Source organism: Streptosporangium brasiliense, from assembly GCF_030811595.1.
GTDB lineage: Bacteria > Actinomycetota > Actinomycetes > Streptosporangiales > Streptosporangiaceae > Streptosporangium > Streptosporangium brasiliense.
On record NZ_JAUSRB010000001.1, the window covers coordinates 1089708 to 1112162 of the forward strand.

The following is a 22455-nucleotide window of genomic DNA, read 5'->3' on the forward strand; positions in this document are numbered from 1 at the left end:
CCCGAGCAGGTTCGCTTACATGTGGTGGAGCTGGCATCCCAGATCCTGGGGTCGATGCCCTCGTCCGCCGTGCCCCTGCCGCTCAGGGGAATCGCCAGGTTCGATCCTCGCAAACGCGCCAAATTGGGCAGCGCGCCGATCGCCGCCCAGCTGGAGAGCGACAAGGAGTTCCGGGAGCTGGTCGCCGAGGCGCTGGGCACCGGCTGGCCCGAGCTGGTCGCGAGCCTCGCCGAGGGCGTCGTGCCGCCGGCCGCCGAGCCCGTCCTGGTCGCCGCCGCCGCCTACCTCACCCGGCCTCCCGGGTGGGTGGAGATGGTGGAGGTCGCCCGCGCGGACCTGGAGCAGTCGGCCGCCGCGGCCGAGGGCTCGGCCCAGGAGCAGACCCTCAACCGGCTGCGCGAGCAGCTCGCCGCGCAGAAGAGCTCGGCCAAGGAGGAGTCCGACCGGCTGCGCGAGCAGCTCAAGGCGGCCCGCTCGGAGATCTCCGACCTGCGCCGCAAGCTGCACGACGCCCGAGAGAGGGCCAGGGCGGCCGACGCGCGGGCCGCCGAGGTGGAGGAGGCCGCGCAGGAGATCAAGGCCGCCGCCGCGTCGGCGGGCAGCGCGGGGGAGAGCGAGCTGCGCCGTCTCCGCGAGCGTCTGGCCGACGCCGAACGGCAGCTGGAGGCCACCCGCCGGGCCGCCCGCGAGGGCCGGAGCGTGGAGGACACCAAGGTCCGCATGCTGCTCGACGCGCTCCAGGACGCCGCCGCCGGGCTGCGCAGGGAGCTCGCCCTGCCCTCCAGCATCAGCAGGCCCGCCGACTCGGTGGTCTCGGTCGCGCCTGGCCGGCAGGGGGTCCAGGCGGTGCCCGCCAGGGCGCTCGCCGACGACGACCCGGTCCTGCTCGACCAACTGCTCGCCCTGCCGCAGATCCACCTGATCGTGGACGGCTACAACGTGACCAAGACCGGCTACGGCACGCTCACCCTCGCCGACCAGCGCAACCGCCTGCTCACCGGTCTCGGGGCGCTTTATGCGCAGACGCGCACCGAGCTGACCTGCGTCTTCGACGGCGCCGAGCTGAACGGCCCGGTCCCGGTGTCGGCCCCCCGGGGGGTCCGGGTGATGTTCAGCGCGCCCGGCCAGATCGCCGACGACCTGATCCGCCAGCTGGTCCGCGCCGAGCCCGCCGGCCGGGCCGTCGCGGTGGTCTCCTCCGACCGCGAGGTGGCCGAGTCGGTCCGCCGGATGGGCGCGCGGCCGGTCCCGTCGGGCCTGCTCCTGCGCCGTCTGGGGCGCGGCTGAACCTTTAGGCCGTATGGTGCGTCGGATCACACTGGAGGTTGATCCGATGAAGATGACCATCGCGCTGGTATGCGCCGCTCTCGTGGCGGGCACGGCCGCCGCCGCCCCCGGCATCCCCCGGGGCTTCCTGCTCTACGAGAAGGCCGCGGCCATGAAGGACAACGACCCCGAGACCAACTGGAAGGTCAGCGACTCACCGAAGGCGCGGCTCGCGCTGGACCCCTGCGGCAAGGACGCCCCGGGCAAGGCGGGACGGGTCGCCGCCCGGACGGTGACGTTCACCGGTGTCCCGGATTTCATGAAGGTCGAGCAGGTGGTCCTGTACGGCTCCAGGGCGGCCGCGGAGCAGGCCATGGCCCAGGTGCGCGCGGCCCTGTCCGCGTGCCGGGCCCGGACCGACAGCGGCTCCAGCTACCGATACGTCTCCACGGCCGTGGCCGGGCTCGGCGACGACGCCCTGAAGGTCTCCGGGCAGGTCTACTACGGCGGGAAGGTCGGCGTCGGCGGGGACCGGAGCGTGGTCGTCCGCAAGGGCAGCGCCGTCCTGGTCTACCTCTGGGCCGGGGAGTACGCCAAGCCGGTCAAGCGCGACTGGGCCGACCAGCTGCGGGACGCCACCAAGATGACCGCGAAGATCTGCGGGATCGCGGCCTGCGCTTGACCGTCACCTGCGGTTAAACGAGCAAATCAGCCAAAAAGGTGAGCTGACCCTTACTAGTTCTGTACTATTCCGCCCAGGTCTTTGCACTTGGGGAGGCGGCACTGTGGCCGTGGCAGGTATGCCGGTTGGATTCAGGCGGATGCCGATGGCCGCAGGGCTGGCCCTCGCGCTGCTCCTGCTGCCGGTCGGCGGGGCTCTCGCCGAGCCGAAACCGACGGTCGCTCAGGCCAAGAAGAAGCTGGACAAGCTCAACGAGCAGGCCGACAAGGTCGTCGAGAAGTACAACCAGGCCGGCGAGAAGCTGAAGAAGGCCCGGAAGAAGTACGAGACGCTCAACACCGATCTCACGCGTCAGAACGCCAAGGTCGCCGGGCTCCGCCAGGAGCTGGTCACGATGGCCGTCAGCAGCTACCAGCTCGCCGGTGTGACCGGCTGGCAGGGTCTGATGAGCCAGCCCGACCCCGGGCTGCTGCTGGGCGGCCTGGCCAGGGCCGAGCAGATGTCCGCCGCCCGCGCCCGCTCCCTGGAGGCCTTCGACGAGGCCAACAAGGCGCTGCGCGACAACCGCGACAAGGCCAAGGTCGCCCTGGGCGAGGCCGACGCGACACGCGACGAGCTGGCCGCGGAGAAGGCCAAGGTCGAGAAGATGGTCAGGGCCCAGACCAAGCTGCTGCGCGAGCTCGGCACCTTCAAGACCGGCAACCCCAACAGCACCGGGATCCAGTACAAGGGCCCGGCCTCGGGCAACGCCCGGGCCGCCCTGGACTTCGCCTTCGCCCAGATCGGCAAGCCGTACCAGTACGGAGGCACGGGTCCGGGCGGCTGGGACTGCTCCGGCCTCGTCCAGGCGTCCTGGCGCAGCGGCGGCGTCAGCCTCCCCCGCACGACCTGGGAGCAGTGGAGCTGGGGCGCGAGCCGCAAGGTCTCACTGAGCGAGCTCCAGGCCGGAGACCTCATCTTCAGCGAGGGCCTGGGCCACGTGAGCATCTACGCCGGCAACGGCCGGATCGTCCACGCCCCGCAGACCGGAGACGTCGTCAAGGTCGTCCCCCTGTCGGCCTACGGCCGCCGCCTGGTCGGGGCCGTCCGCCCCTGACGGCCGGTCTCCCGGAGCAGCCGCCCGCTGTTCTTGCCCGCCGGGCGCCTGCGCTTGTTCTTGACCGCCGGGCGCCTGCGATGGCTGTCCGTCCCTGATGGCCTCTCCTGGAGCGTCCGTCCGCCCCGACCGCCGGTCTCCCGGAGTGTCCGGCCGCCCCTGACAGCCAGGCGCTTGGAGCAGCCGGCCGCTCCGGGCCAGGCGTACGGCCCTGCCTCAGGTCCGCCGGACGCCCCTCGCCGCGGCTCTCGTGAGAGGCGTCCGCGTTCAGCGGAGGCGTCGATGCCTCGCGCGGCCGCCCGGGACCCGGGAGGTCTGGCGGCCACCACCGCCACGGCCTACGACACGGCGGGCCGGACCGCCGGGACTACCCGGCCCGGGGGCGTGGGGCGGGCCCCGCCCCCGGCCGTGCTCTCCCACGACCCGGGCACCGGCAGGGTGCTGGAGGAGCGGCGAGTCGACGGCGCGGGCACGTTCACCGCCCGCTACGGCGAGGAGGGGGTCTTCGACGCCGACGCCGACGCCGACCGGAGCCGCCTGGCGGCGATCACCGCGGAGGCGGACAACGCCTGCGAGTCCTGGCCTGGCGACCCGCTCCGCCGACGGGGATCGAAGATCGCAATAAGTGTGACTGATGTTACAGAAAAGACGATCTTCACATGATGCTCAGGAGAATGTGACGAGAGTCATAACGGGATAAGAGAACCGCCTATCACGCAGGGATTACGGAACTTCGGAAGTTCTTATCGATCTCCATTTCCTTTGCATTGCTTTGCTGAAATTTGGGGATCGGAGTACCTTCTGGCGTCGCGGTGGCACGCCATGTCACCGCGATGGATGCCTGCCCGGAAGCCGGCATTCCGCTAAAGAATCCAACTGGCCGCCGCTCCCCTGAGGGGTCGGACCCCACCCGCGGCGGCCTGCCGAATCCGTGCAGCCAGGAGGCATGGAACCGGGGACCCAAGGGCCCTCAAGGTATGGCCAGGGGTGAATCGGCATATGTCATGCCGTAGGGCGACTTCCCCGCCCGAATCCGTCAGCTAACCCGGTAGGCATCAGTGGAAGTCCCAAGGAGAAATCCTGTCTACCACCCTGCGTAACCCTCGTCTGTCGCGCCTTGCCCGCCTTTCCCTCGGCGGTGTCGCACTCACCCTGACCGCCTCCTCCGGAGCGGTCGCGCTGGGCTCCGCGGCGGCACAGGCGGAGACGGACAACGTGCATGTCATCCAGGTCAAAAGCACCGCGAAGGCCGCCAAGGCCGGGACGGGCAGGACCAGGAAGGCCGGCACGAGCAAGGTCGCACGACAGAAGGCGAAGGCGGCCAAGGCCGTCTCGGCGGCCACGAAGCAGATCGGCGATCCGTACCGGTGGGGAGCCTCCGGTCCCGGCGCGTTCGACTGCTCCGGGCTCGTCCAGTACGCGTGGCGCAAGGCCGGCGTCTCCCTCCCCCGGATCACGCACAGCCAGTACCGCGCCGTCAGGAAGAAGGTCTCGTGGCGCAGCCTGCGCCCCGGTGACCTGCTGTTCTTCTACGGCAAGGGCCACGTGGGCATGTATGTCGGCAAGGGCAAGATGGTCCACTCGCCGAGCAGCGGCAAGACGGTCCGGACCGTGCGGCTGAAGGGGTACTACAAGTCCTCCTTCGCCGGAGCGGTCCGCCCCGGCGGCTGACGGAGGGAATCGGCCCCGCCCATCCCCGGTGGATGGACGGGGCCGCTCCATGTCCGTCGAGTGGATGGACGGGCCGCTCCGTGTCCGTCGAGTAGCATCGACTCATATGTCCGCCCCGAGAGGGCGCCGCGCCGTGCTCACCGGGATGCTGGCGCTGATGGGCGCCGGCCTGACCGCCGGAGCGGGACCGCTCCCGCAGCGGACGCGCGACCCCTGGCCCGGCTCCGCCACCATGGTCCGCGGCGAGCACTCCGTCGTGATCGGCCACCACGTCCCCCGGGCCGACCTCCGCGACCTGGCGTCGCGGGCCGACCGCGCCGGCCGCGCCGTCGGGCGGATCTGGGGGCCGGTCCGGCCGGTGATCCTCTTTCCCGCCACCGACGCCGAGGCGGCGGCGCTCGCGGGCGCCGGGAGCACCGGCGGCCTGGCCGCGATGGCCACCGCCGACCGGGTGATCGTCCTGCCGTCGGGCTACGCGGAGCTCAGCGAGGTCGGCCGGGACGTGGTGATCGCCCACGAGCTCACGCACGTGGCCACCGGCGCGACCAGGGGCGGCCGGGTGCCGGCGTGGCTGTCGGAGGGGTTCGCCGACTACGTGGGATACCGCGACGCCGGGATCGGGGTCCGCGAGGCCGCCGCGGAGCTGGCCGAGGAGGTGCGCGCGGGCACCCTGCCCGCCCGGCTGCCGGAGGCCGCCGACTTCGCCCCCGGCGCGCCGCGGCTGGCGCAGTCCTACGAGGAGGCCTGGCTCGCCTGCCGCTACATCGCGGAGCGCTTCGGCGAGAAGGCGCTGGTGAGGCTCTACGGTAGCGATGTCGGCAGCGCACTGGGCCTGTCGCGGGCGGAGCTCACCGCCGCCTGGCGTGACCACCTCCGGAGGGAACTGGCATGACGACGGTCGTGACGGAGGCGCGCCCGGGGGTCCGGGCGGCCGGGTGGGCGCTGGCCGCCCTCGGCGTGGCCACGCTGGCGATCGTGGCGCTGACCACGCCCTGGCGGGCCCTGCCCGCCGCGGCCCCGCCCGTCGCCCCGGACCCGGCCCGGGACTTCACCCCCGACCAGATCGCCCGCTCCGAGGCCTTCGACGCCGTGCTCAGCGCGCCCGCCTACCTGTCGCTGGGCCTGACCCTGGTGGTGGCCGGGCTTCTGGTGGCCACCCCGCTGGGCGCGCGGCTGCTGGGCCGGCTGCGGGGGCCGTGGTGGCTGCGGGTGCTGCTCGGCGTCCTCGCGCTGTCGGCGGCGACGCAGATCCTGCGCTGGCCACTGGGCATGTGGTCGGAGACCTACCTGCGCGAGTTCGGCCTGTCCACCCAGCACTGGCCGGACTGGACGGCCGACCGGCTCAAGAACATCGGCATCCAGGCCGGGCTGAGCGCGATCATGGTGCTCGCGGTGGTGGCGCTGGCGCGCCGCTACCGGCGCTGGTGGATCCCCGCGGCCGTCGGCGCGTTCGTGCTGACCGTGGCCGCCTCCTTCACCTACCCGGTGCTGATCGAGCCGGTCTTCAACGACTTCACGCCGATGCCCGCCGGACAGCTCCGCGACGACCTGCTCGCCATGGCCGACCGCGACGGCGTGCCCGTCGAGGACGTCCTCGTCGCCGACGCCTCCCGGCGGACCACCGCGCTCAACGCCTACGTCTCCGGGTTCGGCGCGACCCGCAGGATCGTGGTCTACGACACGCTGCTGCGGGCCCCCGCGGACGAGGTCGAGCTGGTGGTCGCGCACGAGCTGGGCCACGCCAAGGCCGGTGACGTGCTGTACGGCACGCTCGTCGGCGGCCTGGGCGCGGCCTGCGGGGCGTGCCTGCTCTATCTGGTGACGTCCTGGGGGCCGGTACGGCGGCGCACCGGGATCGCCTCGGTGGCCGACCCGAGGGCGGCCGGCCTGCTCGTGGGGCTGCTGAGCCTGGCCACGGTCCTGTCCGGGCCGGCGCAGAACCTGGTCAGCAGGCACATCGAGGCCCGCGCCGACGCGCACGCGCTGGACCTGACCAGGGACCCGGCGGTGTTCGTGTCCATGCAGAAACGGCTGTCGGTCACCAACATCTCGGACCTGTCGCCGGACGGCGTCGAATACGTGCTCTACGTCTCACATCCCACCGCGCCGCAGCGCATCGCCATGGCGCGTTCCTGGGCCCTGCTGAACGGCATGCAGGAGCCGTGAACCGTGCGCTGATCGTCACCAACGACTTCCCGCCCAGAGCCGGCGGCATCCAGTCGTTCGTGCACGGTCTGGCCGCCTGCCTCCCGCCGGACTCGGTGACCGTCTACGCCCCGCGCTGGCCCGGCTGCGAGGCGTTCGACGCGCGGCAGCCGTATCCGGTCGTGCGGCACCCCACCTCGCTGATGCTGCCCACGCGCGGGGTCGCCCGCCGGGCCGCGGAGCTGGTCGCCGAGTTCAAGTGCGACACCGTGGTGTTCGGGGCGGCGGCCCCGCTGGGCCTGCTGGCGCCCAGGATGCGCGCCGCCGGGGCGGACCGCGTCGTCATGGTCACCCACGGCCACGAGGCCTCCTGGGCCCAGGTCCCGCTCGCCCGCCGCCTGCTGGCCAGGATCGGCGGCCACGCCGACGTGGTCACCTACCTGGGCGACTACACCCGGCAGCGGCTGGCCCGGGTGATCCCCGCCGGCAAGCTGGTACGGCTCGCGCCCGGCGTCGACACCGGGGTGTTCCGGCCGGACGCCGGTGGGGGACAGGTGCGCGCGGCACTGGGGCTGGGGGAGCGGCCGGTCGTGGTCTGCCTGTCGCGGCTGGTGCCGCGCAAGGGACAGGACGTCCTGCTGCGGGCCTGGCCCCAGGTGCTGCGGGCCGTGCCGGACGGCGTGCTGCTGCTCGTCGGCGGCGGGCCGTACCGCAGGACCCTGGAGCGGCTGGCCCGGCCGATGGGCGGCTCGGTCAGGATCACCGGGCCGGTGTCGGCGGCGTCGCTGCCCGCCCACCTCGCCGCCGGCGACGTGTTCGCCATGCCGTGCCGCACCCGGCTGGGCGGCATCGACGTGGAGGGACTCGGCATCGTCTACCTGGAGGCCTCCGCCAGCGGGCTGCCGGTGGTGGCCGGCTCGTCGGGCGGGGCCCCCGACGCGGTGCTGCGGGGGGAGACCGGCCTGGTCGTGGACGGGACCTCCCCGGCCGAGGTGGCCGAGGCCCTGATCGGCCTGCTCAAGGATCCGGCGCGGGCCCGGGCGATGGGAGAGCGCGGACGCGAGTGGGTCACGCGCGAGTGGGACTGGGACCTCGTCGCCGCCCGCTTCGCCCGGCTGCTCGGATCGCCGCCCCCTTAAGGCATGTCCCGTGGATCTCTCGCACCGGCCCGGCCGGCCCGCCGCGCACGCCGGAGCGGACCGGGGGCGCGGCGCGGGCCGTACAGGGGGGCGTCAGTTGTACAGGGAGTCGATGTGCTTGGCGAAGTCGCGCATCACGATGTTGCGCTTGACCTTGAGGGTCGGGGTGAGGTGGCCGCTCTCCTCGCTGATGTCGCTGTCGAGCACCACGAACCTCTTGATCTGCTCGGCCTTGGAGACCGATCGGTTGGCCCGGTCGACCGCCGTCTGCACCTCGGCGAGGATCGCCGGGTCGGCGCTGAGGTCGGCGAGGCCGGCCCCGGCCCTGCCGTTGGCCGCCTTCCACTGCTCCAGGGCCTCGGGGTCGAGGGTGATGAGCGCCGCGACGTACGGGCGGTCGTCGCCGACCACCATCGCCTGGCTGATCAACGGGTGGGCCCGGATGAGGTCCTCCATCGGCGCGGGGGCGACGTTCTTGCCCGCGGCGGTGACGAGGATCTCCTTCTTGCGGCCCGTGATGCGCAGGTAGCCGTCCTTGTCGAGCTCGCCGACGTCGCCGGTGTGGAACCAGCCGTCGGCGTCGATCACCTCGGCGGTGGCCTTCTCGTCCTCCCAGTAGCCGCCGAAGACGTGACGGCCCTTGACCAGCACCTCGCCGTCGTCGCCGATGCCGATCGTGACGCCGGGGAACGGCTTGCCGACGGTGCCGATCTTGTTGGCGCCCGGCATGTTGACCGCCGAGGGGGCGGAGGTCTCGGTCAGGCCCCAGCCCTCGAAGACCTCGATGCCCACGCCGCGGAAGAAGTGGGCCAGCCGCTCGCCCAGGGCCGAGCCGCCGGACACCGCGGCCGACAGCCTGCCTCCGGTGGCCGCGCGGAGCTTGCCGTACACCAGCTTGTCGAACAGGGCGTGCTTGACCTTGAGGCCGAGGCCGGGCCCGCCCGCCGACTGCGCCCGGCTCCAGGCGATGGCGGTGGCGGCGGCGGCGTGGAAGATCTTGCCCTTGCCGTCGCCCGCGGCCTTCTGCTCGGCGCCGTTGTAGACCTTCTCGAACATCCGGGGCACGCCCAGCAGGAACGTCGGCCGGAAGCCCTGCAGGTCGGGGGCGACGTTCTTCATGTTGGGGGTGTGCGCGAGCACCGTGCCCGTCTCGACCAGCACGACCTGGATCATGCGGGCGAAGACGTGCGCGAGCGGCAGGAACAGCAGCGCCGCCCGGCCGTCCACGGTGAACAGCTGGTCCAGCGGGCCCGCCGCCACGTTCCTGGCGGTGAACAGCAGGTTGTCGTGGGACAGGGCGCAGCCCTTGGGCCGGCCGGTGGTGCCCGAGGTGTAGACGATGGTGGCCAGGTCGGCGATGCCGCGGCCGGTCCTGCGCCCGGTCAGCGTCTCGTCGGGGACCTCGGCGCCGTCGGCGCTCAGCCCGTCGAGCGCGCCGTCGTCGATGCGCCACAGGTGCTTGAAGCCGGGCAGCTCGGCCAGCGCCTCGCGGAGGGTCTCCTCGTGTGACTCCAGTTCCACGAAGGCGGCCTCCGCGCCGCTGTTGGCGACGATCCACTTGACCTGGTCGGCGGAGGAGGTCTCGTAGATCGGCACGCTGACCGCGCCGGCGGCCCAGATCGCGTAGTCGATCACGGTCCACTCGTAGCGGGTGCGTGACATCAGGGCGATCCGGTCACCGGGCTCGATCCCGGCCGCGATCAGTCCCTTCGCGACCGCGGCGACCTGGTCGCGGAACTCCCCGGCGGTGACGGCGACCCAGTCGTCGCCGACCTTGCGGCGCAGGCAGACGGTGCCCGGCTCCCGTTCGGCGCGCTGGAACACCGTGTCGGTCAGGTTGGCGGAGGCGGGGACATCCACCAGCACGGGGACGCTGTACTCGCGCACGGGTCACTCCTGAAGACGCACGGATCGATGGGCTGCCTGGAAGTTATCGCGATAAGTTACGCACGGGTAGATCCGTTACCCAGGCGTTGCCGGGGGCGATTTCACGGTATCAGCCTCATCTCGCGGGCTCCTCGGGCTGACCTTCCGCCATTGATGTCGCATCCGAGTTGTTACTTATGTCCGTATTTAACGGTTGGTTAGGATGTCCGGCATGCGGGTTCATGTCGTCAGCGATGTGCACGGGAAGGCCGACGCCCTGGCGCGTGCGGGGGAGGGCGCCGACGCGCTCGTCTGCCTGGGCGACCTGATCCTGTTCATCGACTACGACGACCACTCCCAGGGCATCTTCCCCGAGCTGTTCGGGCGGGAGAAGGCCACCCGGTTCATCGCGCTGCGCACGGCCAAGCGGTTCGACGAGGCGCGGGCGATGTCGGCGGAGCTGTGGGCGTCGCTGGACGGCGACCCCCGCGACCACATCGAGCGCTCCGTCCGCCGGCAGTACCGCGAGATCTTCGCCGCCATGCCGACCCCGGCCTATCTCACCCACGGCAACGTGGACCTGCCGCGCTACTGGCCCGAATACCTCAGGGAGGGCCACCACGTGCTCGACGGGCAGACCGTGGAGATCGGCGGCCTCCGCTTCGGCTTCGTCGGGGGCGGGCTGCGCACGCCGTACCGGACGCCGAACGAGATCGACGACGAGGAGTTCGCGCGCAAGGTCGAGGCCGTGGGAGAGGTGGACGTGCTGTGCTGCCACATCCCTCCGGCCGTCCCCGAGCTGCTCTACGACGTGGTCGCCCGGCGCTTCGAGCGGGGCAGCGAGGCCACCCTGGAGGCGATCAAGCGGACCCAGCCGCGCTACGCCCTGTTCGGCCACGTGCACCAGCCCCTGACCGCCCGCACGCGCATCGGCAGGACCGAGTGCCTCAACGTCGGCCACTTCCGCGGCAGGGGAGTCCCTTTCGTGCTGGAGTGGTGAGCCAGACGTTCGCCTGGGAACGATGAACGAGTACGGTAACCCCATGGCTGATCGCACCACTTCGAGCATCATGATCGGCGCCGGCCGATCGCCCATCATGACGGTGATCGCCGACTTCGCCTCATACCCGGAGTGGGCGGGTCAGGTGAAGTCCGCGCGGGTCCTGTCCACCGACGAGGACGGACGCCCGGCGACGGTCCGGTTCGTCCTGGACGCCGGCGTGATCAGCGACGAATACACCCTGGCCTACACCTGGCACGGCGAGGACTCCGTCGGCTGGAACATCGCCGAGGCGGGGAAGATGGTCTCCGGGCTCACCGGGAGTTACCGCCTGACCGACGGGGGCAGTGGCACCGAGGTGACATACGAACTCGCCGTGGACCTCAAGGTCCCGATGATCGGCATGATCAAGCGGAAGGCGGAGAAGGTCATCATCGACACCGCCCTGAAGGGGCTGAAGAAGCGCGTCGAGGCCTCATGAGGGAGCCGGGCGGACGCTCCCGCCGGGCCGGGGCCACGCCGGCCGGCGGGGAGGGCGCGTGAGCAGGGTCCTGCTGTTCACCGGCAAGGGCGGCGTCGGCAAGACGACCGCCGCGGCCGCCACCGCCACGCTCGCGGCCCGGTCGGGGCACAAGACGCTGGTGGTCTCCACCGACACCGCCCACTCGCTCGCCGACGCGCTCGACGCGAGCGCCGGCGACGGGCCCACCGAGGTCTCGCCCGGCCTCTACCTGCACCAGGTCGACACCCAGCAGGCGCTGGAGCGCCAGTGGGGCGACCTGCGCGACTACACCCGGGGCCTGTTCGCCGAGCTGGGCCTGGACGAGGTCACCGCCGAGGAGATCACGGTCCTGCCGGGCGCCGACGAGGTCATCGCCCTGCTGGAGCTGCGCGAGCAGGCCCGCAGCGGCCGCTGGGACGTCATCGTCGTCGACTGCGCGCCCACCGCCGAGACGCTCCGGCTGCTCGCCCTGCCCGAGGCCCTCGACTGGCACGTCAACCGGCTGCTGCCGGTCGGCAGGCGGCTGCTGCGCACCCTCTCCCCGCTGATCCGCCGGGTGGCGCAGGTCAGCGTGCCCGAGGATCACGTGGTCGGCGCGGGGGAGCGCCTCCACCGGGGCCTGCTGGAGGTCCGCGAGCTGCTCACCGGTCCCGACGCCAGCGTCCGGCTGGTGCTCACCCCCGAGGCCGTCGTGCTGGCCGAGGCCCGCCGCACGCTCACCTCCCTCAGCCTGTACGGCTACCGCGTCGACGCGGTGATCGCCAACCGGGTCTTCCCGGCCGAGGGCGCCGACCCGTGGCGGCGGCGGTGGGTGGAGGCCCAGGCCAGGCACCTGGCCGACGTCGAGCAGTCCTTCGCCCCGCTGCCCATCCACACCGTGCCCTACCTGGACGCCGAGCCCGTCGGCGCCGCCGCCCTCGCCCAGGTCGCCGAGGCCATGTACGGCCAGGGTGACCCCTTCGCCCCGCCCACCGTGGACCCGCCGCTGCGGATCACCCCCGAGGGCGAGCTGATCCTGGCCCTGCCGCTCGCCGAGAAGGGCGAGGTGGACCTGGCCCGCAAGGGCGACGAGCTGATCGTCGACGCGGGCCCCTACCGCCGGGTCCTGGCCCTGCCCGCCGCCCTGGCCCGCAGGCCCGTGCGAGAGGCCGTGCTCCGTGACGGCCTTCTCCGGGTACGGTTCCAGACGGGAGGGCCTGATGACTGAGAAGACCGAGAAGACCGAGAAGCCCGGCAGTGACAGAGACCCGTTGGGCAGCGCGGCCGAAGAGGCGTTCAAGCTCTTCGACACGCTCCAGCAGAGAGCGGCCAGGGAGCTGCGCAAAAACCTGATCAAGGGCACGATGACCGGGTTCGGCAGCGCTTTCTCCAGCGGCACGGGCCGTGGCGGCGGCCGGGACGTGTGGGAGGAGGCGGTCTCCGAGCATGACGAATACATCTGCCGGGCCTGCCCCGTCTGCCGGGCCATGGCCGCCCAGCGCGAGTCCGGCGGGGCGGTCGCCGATCACCTGATGCAGGCCGGCAGCGAGCTGTTCGCCGCGTTCAAGTCGGCCGTCGACGGACTCAACAAGCCCACGCCCGGGCAGCGGGCGCGGGAGCGCGGCAGGGAAGAGACCCCCGTGGAGCACATCGACCTGGGGTGAGCCCAGGGGGAGACCTGGGACGGACCCAGGGGAAAAGGGTGGACAATGGCGCTGACCATCGGCGTTGACATCGGCGGGACCAAGGTCGCGGCGGGCGTCGTGGACGAGGACGGCCGGATCGTCGAGCATCTCCTGCGGCCCACCCCGGCCACCAACCCCGAGCAGGTCGCCGAGACGATCGCCGAGGCCGTCCGGGAGCTGTCCAAGGGCAGGGAGATCGAGGCCGTGGGTCTCGGCGCCGCCGGGTTCGTCGACGAGACCCGGTCCATCGTGCACTTCGCGCCCAACCTGGCCTGGCGCGAGGAGCCGCTGCAGAAGAAGGTCTCCGACCTCGTCGGCCTGCCCGTCGTGGTGGAGAACGACGCCAACGCGATGGCCTGGGGCGAGGCCAAGTTCGGCGCCGGGCGCGGTGAGAGCCACCTGGTCTGCGTGACCATCGGCACGGGCATCGGCGGCGGGATGATCTTCGACGGCTCGCTCTACCGGGGCCGCTGGGGCATGGGCGCCGAGCTCGGCCACATGCAGGTGGTCCCCGAGGGGCGCCTGTGCGGGTGCGGCAACCTCGGCTGCTGGGAGCAGTACGCCAGCGGCAACGCCCTGGTCGCCGAGGCCAGGGCGATCGCCGAGGCCGACCCGGCGCGCGCCGCCGGACTGCTGGAGATCGCCGGCGGCACCCCGGAGCAGATCGAGGGTCATGAGGTCACCGAGGCGGCCAGGCAGGGAGACCCGGCCGCGCTGGCCGCCTTCTCCACGATGGCCGACTGGCTGGCCCAGGGTCTGGACGATCTCGCCGCCGTCCTCGACCCCGGGTGCTTCGTCCTGGGCGGCGGCGTCTCGCGCGCCGCCGACCTCTGGATCGACCAGGTCCGTGAGGCCTACGCCCGCAACCTGACCGGCCGGGGGCACCGTCCCGTGGCCGACATCCGCCTGGCCGAGCTGGGCGCGTCGGCGGGCCTGGTCGGCGCGGCGGACCTCGCCCGGAGCCGCTGAGGCGCTGCTCCCGGCATCGGAGGCCGTCGGGGCGGGGTCATGCGCGCACCGGAGCACCGGAGGCGTGGCGGATCCCGCCGGCAGCGGTGAGGCGCTGTTTCCTTGCGCGGTGAGGCGGTGAGGCGGTGAGGCGCTGCCCCTTGCGCCGGAGGCGGTGAGGCGGTGCTCCTGCGCGTCGAGGCGGTGAGGCGCTGCCCCCTGCGCTGAAGGTGTCCTGTGCGCCGGAGGTGTTGAGGCGATGCTTCCAAGCGGTTGAGGCGGTGCTCTCGCGCGCCGGAGGCTGGAGTCGTGGCGGGGGCCCTGGTACGCCGGGGTCCGCGCGGTTACGCTCGCGGCAGGTTTCATCACGTTTCATGGCGTTTTGTCGGGTGAGGCAGCCGTGGTGCTCAGAGTCGCCAGCTACAACGTGCGCTCCATGAAAGACGACGTCGTCGCGCTGGGGCGGGTGATCACCGCGCTCCACGCCGACGTGCTCTGCGTGCAGGAGGCCCCCCGGTTCCTGTGCTGGCGCCGCCGGCGCAGGCGGCTGGCCGCCTCCGGCGGGCTCACCGTTGCGGCGGGCCGCCGTCCGGGCGGGGTGGCCGTGCTGGTCGGCCCGGGCGTACGGCTGCTGCACGGTGAGGGGCACCTGCTGAAGTTCTTCTTCGGCCTGGAGCGGCGGGCGATCGCGATCGCCGTGGTGGAGGCCGGAGGGCAGCGGGTGGCCGTCGGCTCCGTCCACCTCGACCTCCACGAGGGCGCCCGGCTGCACCACGCGGGGGAGGCGCTGGCCCTGCTGCGGGCCGCCGCCGACCGGTTCGGCGCGCTGCCGGTGCTCGCCGGGGACATCAACGAGCACTCCGAGGGGCCGGCCTGGCGCCATCTGGCCGGGCACCTGACCGACTGCTACCCGGTCTCGCCGCGCGGTGACGGCTTCACCTTCCCCGCCCGGGGGCCCAGGCACCGCATCGACGCGATCTTCGCGGTGGCCGGGCTCCCGGTCCTCTCCTGCGGCGGGGCCGAGGCCGATCCGGCCGATCTGGCGGCGGCCACCGACCATCTACCGGTGGTCGCCGAACTGGGCGGCCCGCTCCCCCGGGACGGCGAGCGCCCGGAGCGCGTCCAGAGCCGGAGCGGCGCGCTCGAGGAGGCGGAGCGCCCGGAGCCTCCCGGCGGCCGGTAGGCGGGGCGGCGTGGGGGGCGAGTGCTCTGGCGGCGGCCGCCTGGGAAGGAGCGGGGCGCCCGGGGTCTCCCGGTGGCCGGTGGGCACGAGGGCGCGGGGTGCCTGGAGTGTCCTGGTGGGGCGGGGTCTGCGACCGTGCCGGCGTCCGGCCGGGCGCTCCGCCGGGACGGCAACCTGGGGGAGCGGCATACGCCGGCCGAGCGTGGCCCTTACCATTTGAACATGACCCGTCGCCTTCCGCGGCGTGCGCTGGCGCTGTGCGTGGGAGGCCTGCTCCTGCTGTCCTCGCGCCTGCCCGCCGCCCATGCCGAGCCTGTCAGTCCGCCCGCGGTGGAGGCATGGCAGGCGCCGACCAGCGCGCGGCTGAGCAGCGACGGGTCGCTGTCGGACGTGGCCGGGGCCTCGGCCACCAGCGTCTGGGCGGTGGGCCAGCAGAGCGTCTGGGACATCTGGCAGAGCCGCGGCGCGATCACCCACTGGGACGGCGCGAGCTGGACCGAGGTCGGCATCCGCAACGACCCCACCGGGGCGGCGCTGCTGCGCTCGGTCGCGGCCGCCTCCCCGACCGAGCTGTGGGCCGTCGGCGAGGGCCACGACAGCCTCCCCTACCTGGCCAGGGGCGACGGGACGGGCTTCGACCGGGTCACCGTCGACAGCATGCGCGTGGGCGACTGGCTGGGCGGGGGTGGCGGCCACCCCGGACCGGATGGTCGCGGTCGGCCGCCGCGACAGGCAGCCGCTCGTCGTCAGCGGCGGCGGCAGCGGCAAATGGAAGATCAGCCAGCTCAAGGGGAAGGGCACGCTGTACGGCGTGGCCCTGGCCGGCAAGAGCGAGGGGTGGGCGGTAGGCGACACCGGCGGCAGGCCGCTGGTCACGAGGCTGTCCGGCGGGCGCTGGAAGCCCTACCAGATCCCGGACATCCCCGGCGGCTACCTGCGCGACATCTACCTCGACGGGTCGAAGCGGGCGCTGGCCGTCGGCGGCGTCTACGACGACTCCGGCAGGGCCCGTCCGCTGATCCTGTCCTGGAACGGCAAGAAGTGGTCCCAGGTGACCCCGCCCGACGGCGACGTGCGCCTGTACGGCGTGACGGGCGACGGCAAGGGCCACTTCTGGATCTCCGGAGTGGACCTGGAGCAGCCCGGCGAGGCGTTCCTGCTCCGCTACGACGGCCACACGGTCAGGGCGCTGCGCGGCGCCGCCACCGTCGCCCAGCGGACGGTCAGGCTCCAGTCGGTGACCTACCTGCCGGGCACCGGCACGGTGCTGACCGTGGGCCACGTGGTCGACGCCAACGGCCGCTACACCGACGTGATCGAGCGGCTCGGCACGTCGGGGCGGGCCAAGCCGTAGCGGTCAGATGACCGCGCCGTCGTCCCAGCCGGAGTCGTTGGGCGGGCCGTCGCCCATCCGCACCACCAGCGCCACGAAGCCGCCGATGAACGCCGCGACCGCGGTGAACAGCATCCAGCCCTGCAAGTTCCAGTTCAGGGCGGCGCTGAGCAGCAGGTAGGCCGGGCCACCGAAGAGGGCCAGCCAGGCGATCTTGGTGGTGGTGTCCGTCTTGGGCAGCGGGGGCGGCGGCGGGGGCACGTAGTGACCCTCGTCGTCGGGGTCCGCCTGCTCGGGACCGGCGTCGGAGAAGTTCTCCTCGGCCGGTGGGGGCCTGTCCTCGTCCGACTGCTTGACCACCCGTCGGGGGGGCTCGGAGGGCAGGTTCTCGCTGTCCGGCCACGGCTGGTCGGCCGAGTCGCGTACAGCGGTGTCGTTGAAGGACGCGACGATCTGACGCCAGACCTCGTCCTCATCGCTTTGAGGTGTCACTTAGCTGGGCTCGTTACTCATCGGCCGGCCACTTCCTCCTGGAAACCGCGCATCCCCCACCCGTGATCAGTCTCTCTGCAAGGGTACCGAGGTGTTCGCGTGGACGAACTCCAGGCTCCCGGTAAAGATCTGATCCGCGTCGTTGTCGAGCGTCGCGACGTGGTAGCTGTCGTTGAGCTCCACCACATTAAGATTCCCCCCGCTCAGCCTCTCACGCAGAATACGCACACTGGTCGGTTTCACCACATGGTCCTGCGGGCTGTGGAAGACCAGCACCGGCTGGGTGACCTTGCCCAGCTCCGCCTGGGTCAGCGCCCACAGCCGGGGAAGGGTGGCCGCGGCCCTGACCGGTGTGCGTGTGTAGCCTAGCTCGGTCGCCCCCTCCTTCTTGATGTCGCCCGCCACGCCCGGCACCGACGGGACCACCAGCCGCAGCAGCGGCGCCAGTCTGAGCAGCGGCACGTCGTTGGCGACCGACGGGTTGACGATCACCAGCCCCCTGATCCCCGCCCCGTGGACCTGGGCCAGCCGCAGCGCCATGCACCCGCCCAGCGACAGGCCCATCACGAAGACCTCGGAGCAGCGGCCCCGCAGGTCCGCCAGGGTCTTGTCCAGCTCGGCGTACCAGTCCTCCCAGCGGGTGCGGCTCATCTCCTGCCAGGTGGTGCCGTGGCCGGGCAGCCGGGGCAGCGCCACGGTCAGGCCCGCCGCGGCCAGGTGTTCGCCCCACGGGCGCAGCGACTGGGGCGATCCGGTGAATCCATGGCAGAGCAGGACGCCGATCTGACCACCTTTATGGTGGTACGGCTCCGCGCCGGGCATGACTGGCATCGCAGCTCCTTGTAAGGTTCGCCCGATCGTCGCACGAGTGGGGCGTATTTTGCGAGAGGTCGATTTGAGTGGTTTCGCGGTGTAGTTGGTCGGCGCCGGAGGTGCGAAGATAACTCAAGGTCCCGCCTGTCAACCGAAGGAGCCTCACGTGTTCTACTGGGTGGTGAAGGCCATCCTCTGGCCCTTCCTCCATCTCGTCTTCCGTCCGTGGGCGGAGGGCGTGAAGAACGTGCCCAAGGAGGGTCCGGTAATCCTGGCGGGCAACCACCTGTCATTCGCCGACCATTTCTTCGGGGCACTCTTCCTGCCGCGCAAGGTGATCTCTCTCGGCAAGTCCGACTACTTCACCGGCCGCGGCCTCAAGGGCGTCCTCAGCCGGGCCTTCTTCAGCGGCGTGGGCACCGTCCCGATCGACCGCTCGGGCGGCAAGGCCAGCGAGGCGGCGCTCCGCACCGGCAAGCGCATCCTCAGCGAGGGCCAGGTGCTCGCCATCTATCCCGAGGGCACCCGCTCCCACGACGGCCGCCTCTACAAGGGCAAGACCGGGGTGGCCCGGCTGGCGCTGGAGGCGCGGGTGCCGGTCGTCCCGTGGGCGATGGTCAACACCTTCGAGATGATGCCCCCCGGCCGTCCCGTGCCCAAGCTGGGCATCCGCCCGGGGGTGAGGTTCGGCAAGCCGCTCGACTTCTCCCGCTACTACGGGATGGAGGAGGACCGCCTCGTCCTGCGCGCCGTCACCGACGAGATCATGTACGCGCTGATGGAGCTGTCCGGCCAGGAATACGTCGACAAATACGCCGCGAGCGCCAAGGTCGAGGCCGCCCGCGCCGCCAAGGAAGCCGGCAGGCGCCGCTGACGGTCTCCGGCCCCGTCCGGCTGACGGCTCCAGGCCCGTCCGGTATTCAATCCGGTAGGCACCGTCGCACCTCGCTCAGGGCTGCTTCCGATCCGTCGGTCATTGATCGGCAGCACTCATGGCGAATCCCCGTATTCGATGATTTCGGCGCTAATAAAATAGTTAAAGCGGATATGGGGAATAAATGGGCATTAGCAGGATTCAGGGCACTTCTGCCTGGTGGTCCGCAGACCGGCCCCGGGAATGACCGGCCGGGACGGCTCCACCCGGCCGGTAACCGCCGAACGAGGAGAATTCGGGAAGGCCGCCGTGACATCGACGGCTCCGGCGGCGACCGCCCCGCATCCGCGGCGCCGGGACGGACCCGGGCGGAGGGCGCCGGTGAGGGGTCAGGACCGCCGCGGGATCAGCGGGTCGACTCGCGGACGACCAGCTCCGGCTGGAACATGATCTGCTGGTGCGCGTGGGACTCCGGGTTGTCGCACTCGTCGAGCAGTAGCTCGGTGGCGGCCCGGCCCAGCCGGTGGGTCGGCTGCCGGATCGAGCTGAGCGAGACCGCCGAGGCCGAGGCGAAGTCGATGTCGTCGTAGCCGATGAGCGCGACGTCCTCGGGCACCCGGACGCCCGCCTGGAGCAGCCCGCGCAGCATGCCGAGGGCCAGCAGGTCGTTGGCGCAGAACACGGCGTCCGGCAGCCGCCTCTCGGAGATCATCTTCTCGGCCACCGCCTGACCCGCCCTGGCGTTCATCGCGTCCGTCTCGATCTCCACCAGCGCCTCTCCCGGGTCGCGGCCCGCCGCCGCCAGCGCCCGCTCGGCCCCGGTCCGCCGGTCGAGGCACTGGCGGATCGTGAGCGGCCCGGTGACGTAGGTGATCCGCCCGGCCCCGCCGCCCAACAGGTGGGAGACCGCCAGGGCGCCGCCGGTGACGTCGTTGACCGCGACGGAGCACTGGTCGGCCCGCTCGGCGGGGTGGTCCACCAGCACCACGCTGATGCCGTGCTCCCTGAGCCGGTCGAGCCCGGCGAGGTTGGCCCCCGCCGGGGTGATGAGCACCCCCCGGACCCGCTGCTCGGCGAAGACCAGCAGGTTGCGCTCCTCCTTGAGCCGGTCGCCCGAGGAGTTGCCCAGGATCACCGCGTATCCGCGCTCGCTGGCCCCCTCCTCCACGCCCGCCGCCACGTCGGTGAAGAACGGGTTGCCGATGTCGATGACCGACAGGCCGATGGTGCGGCTGTGCCCGGCCCGCAGGCTGGAGGCCGAACCGTGGCGGACGAACGCGAGCTCGCGGATGGCCCCCTCCACCCGCACGCGCGTGGATTCGGCGACCTTCTCGGGCCGGTTGAGCACGTTGGACACCGTGCCGGGGGAGACGCCGGCACGTGCCGCGACATCCTTGATGCTCACCGAACTCATGGGCATTGATTAAAACGTAACAAACCTCGGTGCGCCAATCATGGCGTCAGCGCTCCGGAGGGCTCGGCCGCGGTTTCCGTCCGGGGGGCCGCGCCGGTGACGGGCGACAGGCCGGCCAGCAGGTCGCGCGCGGCCTTGAGGTGCTCGGCCACCTGGGCGGATTCGCCGCCCTCGTGGGCGTTGAAGTGCCACACGCGGATGTCCTTGGGACCCGCGTGGTGGTTGTAGGCGGCGAAGACGGTGGAGGCGGGGGTGACGCCGTCGCGCAGGCCCACCGAGAAGAGGGCGGGGGTGGTGTTGCGGGCGGCGAAGTTCATGCCGTCGAAGTGGTCGAGAGTGGCGAAGACCTGGTCGAGGCGGTGCCGGTGGTTCTTGAGGAAGCGGCCGATCTCGGCGTAGGGCTCCTCGTCGGTGATCTCGGCGGCGCGGCGGATGTGGGACATGAACGGCACGTCGATGAAGGCGAACAGCAGGTCCGGGACCAGGGCGCTGACGGCCATCGCCAGGGCGCCGCCCTGGCTGCTGCCCGAGACCACGACGCGGGAGGGGTCCACCAGCGGGTGGGCGCGGGCAGCCTCGACGGCGCGGACGCCGTCGGCGTACAGGCGGCGGTAGTAGTAGTCGTCGGGGTCGAGCACGCCCTGGGTGAGCTTGCCGTGGACCTGGCCCCAGGTGCCGCCGACCGGGTCGGCGGTCTCGCCCGCGCGCCAGCCGCCGCCCTGCCCCCGGGAGTCCATCACGAGGACCGCCCACCCGGCCACCGGCCAGGTCAGCCAGTCGTGCGGCATGCCCCGGCCGCCGTTGTAGCCGATGTACTGCACCACGCACGGCAGCGGCCCCTCGGCCGCGGCGGGGACCAGCAGCCAGCCCCGGATCTCGTGTCCGCCGAAGCCCGCGTAGCGGACGTCGAAGCAGCGCACCAGCGCCAGGTCCGTCTCCACCTCGGTGAAGACGGGGGCCAGGTCATGCAGCCGCGTCTCGGCCAGGGTCCGCTCCCAGAAGGCGTCGAACCCGGCGGGTTCCCGGAGCTCGGGGCGGTAGTTCCTGAGCTGCTCGAGGGGCATGTCGACGAACAAGAAATCTCCCGACTGTGAGTCGTTCCTCGGTGGGGGCCGAGATGGGTTCGACGGCGTCCGGCGGCCCCGGCGGGCGGTGCGCGACACCATTGGTAATTGTGTCCACTTCTGGGGTGATAAGCCAGGGTCGTCCGACGGTGCCCCGCCGTGGCCGATGGTGCCCCACCGTGGCCGGCGGGGCACCATCGCGGAGTTTCGGGCGGCCGCACCCGGGTGTTGACAGCGGCGCGTCCCGCGTAGCTTCGCCGGCGGTTTTATTAAAACGTTTTTACCGGGCCGGACTTTCAGGCGGCGGATGGCTCCGCCGGGGCCGGGCTCTCAGGCGGTGGGCGGCTCCGCCAGATGGGCGCGGATCTGGCGGATGTGCTCGGGGGTGGTGCGGCAGCAGCCGCCGACGAAGGCGGAGCCCGCGGCGTGCCACCCGGCCGCCGCCGCGCCGAACTCCACCGGATCGGCCAGCCCCAGCCAGCGGCGGTCCACGGCGTCCCACGTCTCGCCGGAGTTGGGGTAGACCATCACCGGCTTGCCCTCGATCCGGCCGATGAGGCTGGGGATGTGGCGCGGGGCCGTGCAGTTGACACCGACGGCGATCACCTGCCGGTCGCCGGCGAACAGCGCGGCGGCTTCCTTGAGCGGGGTGCCGTCGCTGATGTGCTCGCCGTCGCGGCAGGAGAAGCTCACCCAGGCCCGGGTCCCGGGCGTCTCGGCCAGCAGCCGGGCCAGCGCTCTGGCCTCGGCGTAGGACGGGATGGTCTCGCAGGCCAGCAGGTCGGCCCCGCTGCCGGCCAGGATGTGCCAGCGGTCGCGGTGCCAGTCGGCGAGGCCGTCCTCGTCGAGGTCGTAGTCGCCGGTGTATTCGGCGCCGTTGGCCAGATAGGCCCCGTAGGGTCCGACGCTGGCGGCCACCGTGCCGGTGCCGTGGGAGTCCCTGGCCTCGGCGGCCAGCCGTACCGACAGCAGGATCAGCTCCTCGGCCTCGGCCGCGCTCAGCCCTCGGCGCATGAACGCCGGGATGCTCGCCTGATAACTCGCGGTGGTCGCCACCTCGGCTCCGGCGGCGAAGTAGTCGAGATGCGCCTGCCTGATCACCGAGGGGTTCTCCATCAGGAGCTTGGCCGACCAGAGCTCGTCCCGCAGGTCGGCGCCGAGCGCCTCCAGATGTGTGGCCAGTCCGCCGTCCAGAATTACCATTTCGCTACTTTATGTCACTTCTGTCGGCGTGCCGGCTCGCCGGCGATCTCCACGGGGTCCCGCGGCGCGGGCCCCGCGCCCCCGCGCCACCGTGGCCCCG

23 protein-coding genes and 1 riboswitch are annotated in these 22455 nt (G+C 72.2%); of the genes, 16 read left to right on the forward strand and 7 right to left on the reverse strand.

Annotated elements, in window-relative coordinates; all coding sequences use genetic code 11:
- Positions 1 to 21 precede the first annotated feature (21 nt).
- The 8 genes from J2S55_RS04830 to J2S55_RS04865 all read left to right on the forward strand — a co-directional run bounded on the left by J2S55_RS04830 (position 22) and on the right by J2S55_RS04865 (position 7999).
- A complete protein-coding gene (locus J2S55_RS04830; RefSeq protein WP_306857604.1) occupies positions 22 to 1287 on the forward strand; it encodes an NYN domain-containing protein in 1266 nt (421 codons plus the stop codon).
- Between the two features lie 46 nt (positions 1288 to 1333).
- Positions 1334 to 1948 (forward strand): hypothetical protein, encoded by a 615-nt coding sequence (locus tag J2S55_RS04835; RefSeq protein ID WP_306857605.1) that lies wholly within the window; start codon positions 1334 to 1336, stop codon positions 1946 to 1948.
- Positions 1949 to 2087: 139 nt separating this feature from the next.
- Positions 2088 to 3044, forward strand: coding sequence for a C40 family peptidase (locus J2S55_RS04840; RefSeq protein ID WP_306857606.1), 957 nt, complete (start codon positions 2088 to 2090; stop codon positions 3042 to 3044).
- 282 nt (positions 3045 to 3326) lie between these two features.
- Positions 3327 to 3707: a hypothetical protein gene (locus J2S55_RS04845; RefSeq protein WP_306857607.1), complete on the forward strand. Its 381-nt coding sequence runs from the start codon at positions 3327 to 3329 to the stop codon at positions 3705 to 3707.
- Between the two features lie 248 nt (positions 3708 to 3955).
- Positions 3956 to 4114, forward strand: a riboswitch (cyclic di-AMP (ydaO/yuaA leader).
- 145 nt (positions 4115 to 4259) lie between these two features.
- The gene (locus tag J2S55_RS04850) at positions 4260 to 4715 is read left to right on the forward strand and encodes a C40 family peptidase (protein ID WP_306857608.1); all 456 of its coding nucleotides are present in this window, start codon (positions 4260 to 4262) and stop codon (positions 4713 to 4715) included.
- 106 nt (positions 4716 to 4821) lie between these two features.
- The gene (locus J2S55_RS04855) at positions 4822 to 5607 is read left to right on the forward strand and encodes a hypothetical protein (RefSeq protein WP_306857610.1); all 786 of its coding nucleotides are present in this window, start codon (positions 4822 to 4824) and stop codon (positions 5605 to 5607) included.
- Positions 5604 to 6881: a M48 family metallopeptidase gene (locus tag J2S55_RS04860; RefSeq protein WP_306857611.1), complete on the forward strand. Its 1278-nt coding sequence runs from the start codon at positions 5604 to 5606 to the stop codon at positions 6879 to 6881. Before J2S55_RS04855 ends, J2S55_RS04860 begins: the two co-directional genes overlap by 4 nt.
- On the forward strand, positions 6878 to 7999 hold the full coding sequence (locus J2S55_RS04865; protein ID WP_306857612.1) for a glycosyltransferase family 4 protein: 1122 nt from the start codon (positions 6878 to 6880) through the stop codon (positions 7997 to 7999). The genes J2S55_RS04860 and J2S55_RS04865 overlap by 4 nt, the downstream gene beginning before the upstream one ends.
- A 93-nt stretch (positions 8000 to 8092) precedes the next feature.
- Here J2S55_RS04865 and J2S55_RS04870 read toward each other — a convergent pair whose 3' ends face one another.
- On the reverse strand, positions 8093 to 9886 hold the full coding sequence (locus tag J2S55_RS04870) for an AMP-dependent synthetase/ligase (protein ID WP_306857613.1): 1794 nt from the start codon (positions 9884 to 9886) through the stop codon (positions 8093 to 8095).
- Positions 9887 to 10097: 211 nt separating this feature from the next.
- On the opposite strand from J2S55_RS04870, the gene J2S55_RS04875 reads away from it, so the two are divergent.
- The 6 genes from J2S55_RS04875 to J2S55_RS04900 all read left to right on the forward strand — a co-directional run bounded on the left by J2S55_RS04875 (position 10098) and on the right by J2S55_RS04900 (position 15162).
- On the forward strand, positions 10098 to 10865 hold the full coding sequence (locus J2S55_RS04875) for a metallophosphoesterase family protein (protein ID WP_306857614.1): 768 nt from the start codon (positions 10098 to 10100) through the stop codon (positions 10863 to 10865).
- A 43-nt stretch (positions 10866 to 10908) separates the two neighbouring features.
- Complete coding sequence (locus J2S55_RS04880) at positions 10909 to 11346, forward strand: SRPBCC family protein (protein ID WP_306857615.1); 438 nt, start codon at positions 10909 to 10911, stop codon at positions 11344 to 11346.
- Positions 11347 to 11404: 58 nt separating this feature from the next.
- Positions 11405 to 12574, forward strand: a complete 1170-nt coding sequence (locus tag J2S55_RS04885) for an ArsA family ATPase (protein ID WP_306857616.1) — start codon at positions 11405 to 11407, stop codon at positions 12572 to 12574.
- Positions 12567 to 13010, forward strand: coding sequence for a hypothetical protein (locus tag J2S55_RS04890; RefSeq protein ID WP_306857617.1), 444 nt, complete (start codon positions 12567 to 12569; stop codon positions 13008 to 13010). The genes J2S55_RS04885 and J2S55_RS04890 overlap by 8 nt, the downstream gene beginning before the upstream one ends.
- Before the next feature lie 45 nt (positions 13011 to 13055).
- Entirely contained in the window at positions 13056 to 14000 is a 945-nt protein-coding gene (locus J2S55_RS04895; protein ID WP_306857618.1) for an ROK family glucokinase, read from the forward strand.
- A gap of 382 nt (positions 14001 to 14382) precedes the next feature.
- Positions 14383 to 15162 carry an endonuclease/exonuclease/phosphatase family protein gene (locus J2S55_RS04900; protein ID WP_306858559.1) on the forward strand — a complete coding sequence of 260 codons (780 nt, stop codon included), beginning with the start codon at positions 14383 to 14385 and terminating at the stop codon, positions 15160 to 15162.
- Positions 15163 to 15371: 209 nt separating this feature from the next.
- Here J2S55_RS04900 and J2S55_RS04905 read toward each other — a convergent pair whose 3' ends face one another.
- On the reverse strand, positions 15372 to 15671 hold the full coding sequence (locus tag J2S55_RS04905; protein ID WP_306857620.1) for a hypothetical protein: 300 nt from the start codon (positions 15669 to 15671) through the stop codon (positions 15372 to 15374).
- Between the two features lie 176 nt (positions 15672 to 15847).
- On the opposite strand from J2S55_RS04905, the gene J2S55_RS04910 reads away from it, so the two are divergent.
- Positions 15848 to 16516 carry a hypothetical protein gene (locus J2S55_RS04910; protein WP_306857622.1) on the forward strand — a complete coding sequence of 223 codons (669 nt, stop codon included), beginning with the start codon at positions 15848 to 15850 and terminating at the stop codon, positions 16514 to 16516.
- A gap of 3 nt (positions 16517 to 16519) precedes the next feature.
- Here the strand turns inward: J2S55_RS04910 and J2S55_RS04915 are convergent, their stop codons facing one another.
- Both J2S55_RS04915 and J2S55_RS04920 read right to left on the reverse strand, forming a co-directional pair.
- Positions 16520 to 16987, reverse strand: a complete 468-nt coding sequence (locus J2S55_RS04915) for a hypothetical protein (RefSeq protein WP_306857624.1) — start codon at positions 16985 to 16987, stop codon at positions 16520 to 16522.
- A 66-nt stretch (positions 16988 to 17053) separates the two neighbouring features.
- Complete coding sequence (locus J2S55_RS04920; protein WP_306857625.1) at positions 17054 to 17818, reverse strand: alpha/beta hydrolase; 765 nt, start codon at positions 17816 to 17818, stop codon at positions 17054 to 17056.
- 148 nt (positions 17819 to 17966) lie between these two features.
- Here J2S55_RS04920 and J2S55_RS04925 point away from each other — a divergent pair, with 148 nt between their 5' ends.
- Positions 17967 to 18674, forward strand: coding sequence for a lysophospholipid acyltransferase family protein (locus J2S55_RS04925; RefSeq protein ID WP_306857627.1), 708 nt, complete (start codon positions 17967 to 17969; stop codon positions 18672 to 18674).
- Between the two features lie 406 nt (positions 18675 to 19080).
- Here J2S55_RS04925 and J2S55_RS04930 read toward each other — a convergent pair whose 3' ends face one another.
- The 3 genes from J2S55_RS04930 to mmuM all read right to left on the reverse strand — a co-directional run bounded on the left by J2S55_RS04930 (position 19081) and on the right by mmuM (position 22355).
- Positions 19081 to 20088 (reverse strand): substrate-binding domain-containing protein, encoded by a 1008-nt coding sequence (locus J2S55_RS04930; protein ID WP_306857629.1) that lies wholly within the window; start codon positions 20086 to 20088, stop codon positions 19081 to 19083.
- 38 nt (positions 20089 to 20126) lie between these two features.
- Positions 20127 to 21164: an acetylxylan esterase gene (locus J2S55_RS04935; protein ID WP_306857630.1), complete on the reverse strand. Its 1038-nt coding sequence runs from the start codon at positions 21162 to 21164 to the stop codon at positions 20127 to 20129.
- A gap of 318 nt (positions 21165 to 21482) precedes the next feature.
- The gene (gene mmuM, locus J2S55_RS04940) at positions 21483 to 22355 is read right to left on the reverse strand and encodes a homocysteine S-methyltransferase (RefSeq protein WP_306857631.1); all 873 of its coding nucleotides are present in this window, start codon (positions 22353 to 22355) and stop codon (positions 21483 to 21485) included.
- Between the last annotated feature and the right edge of the window lie 100 nt (positions 22356 to 22455).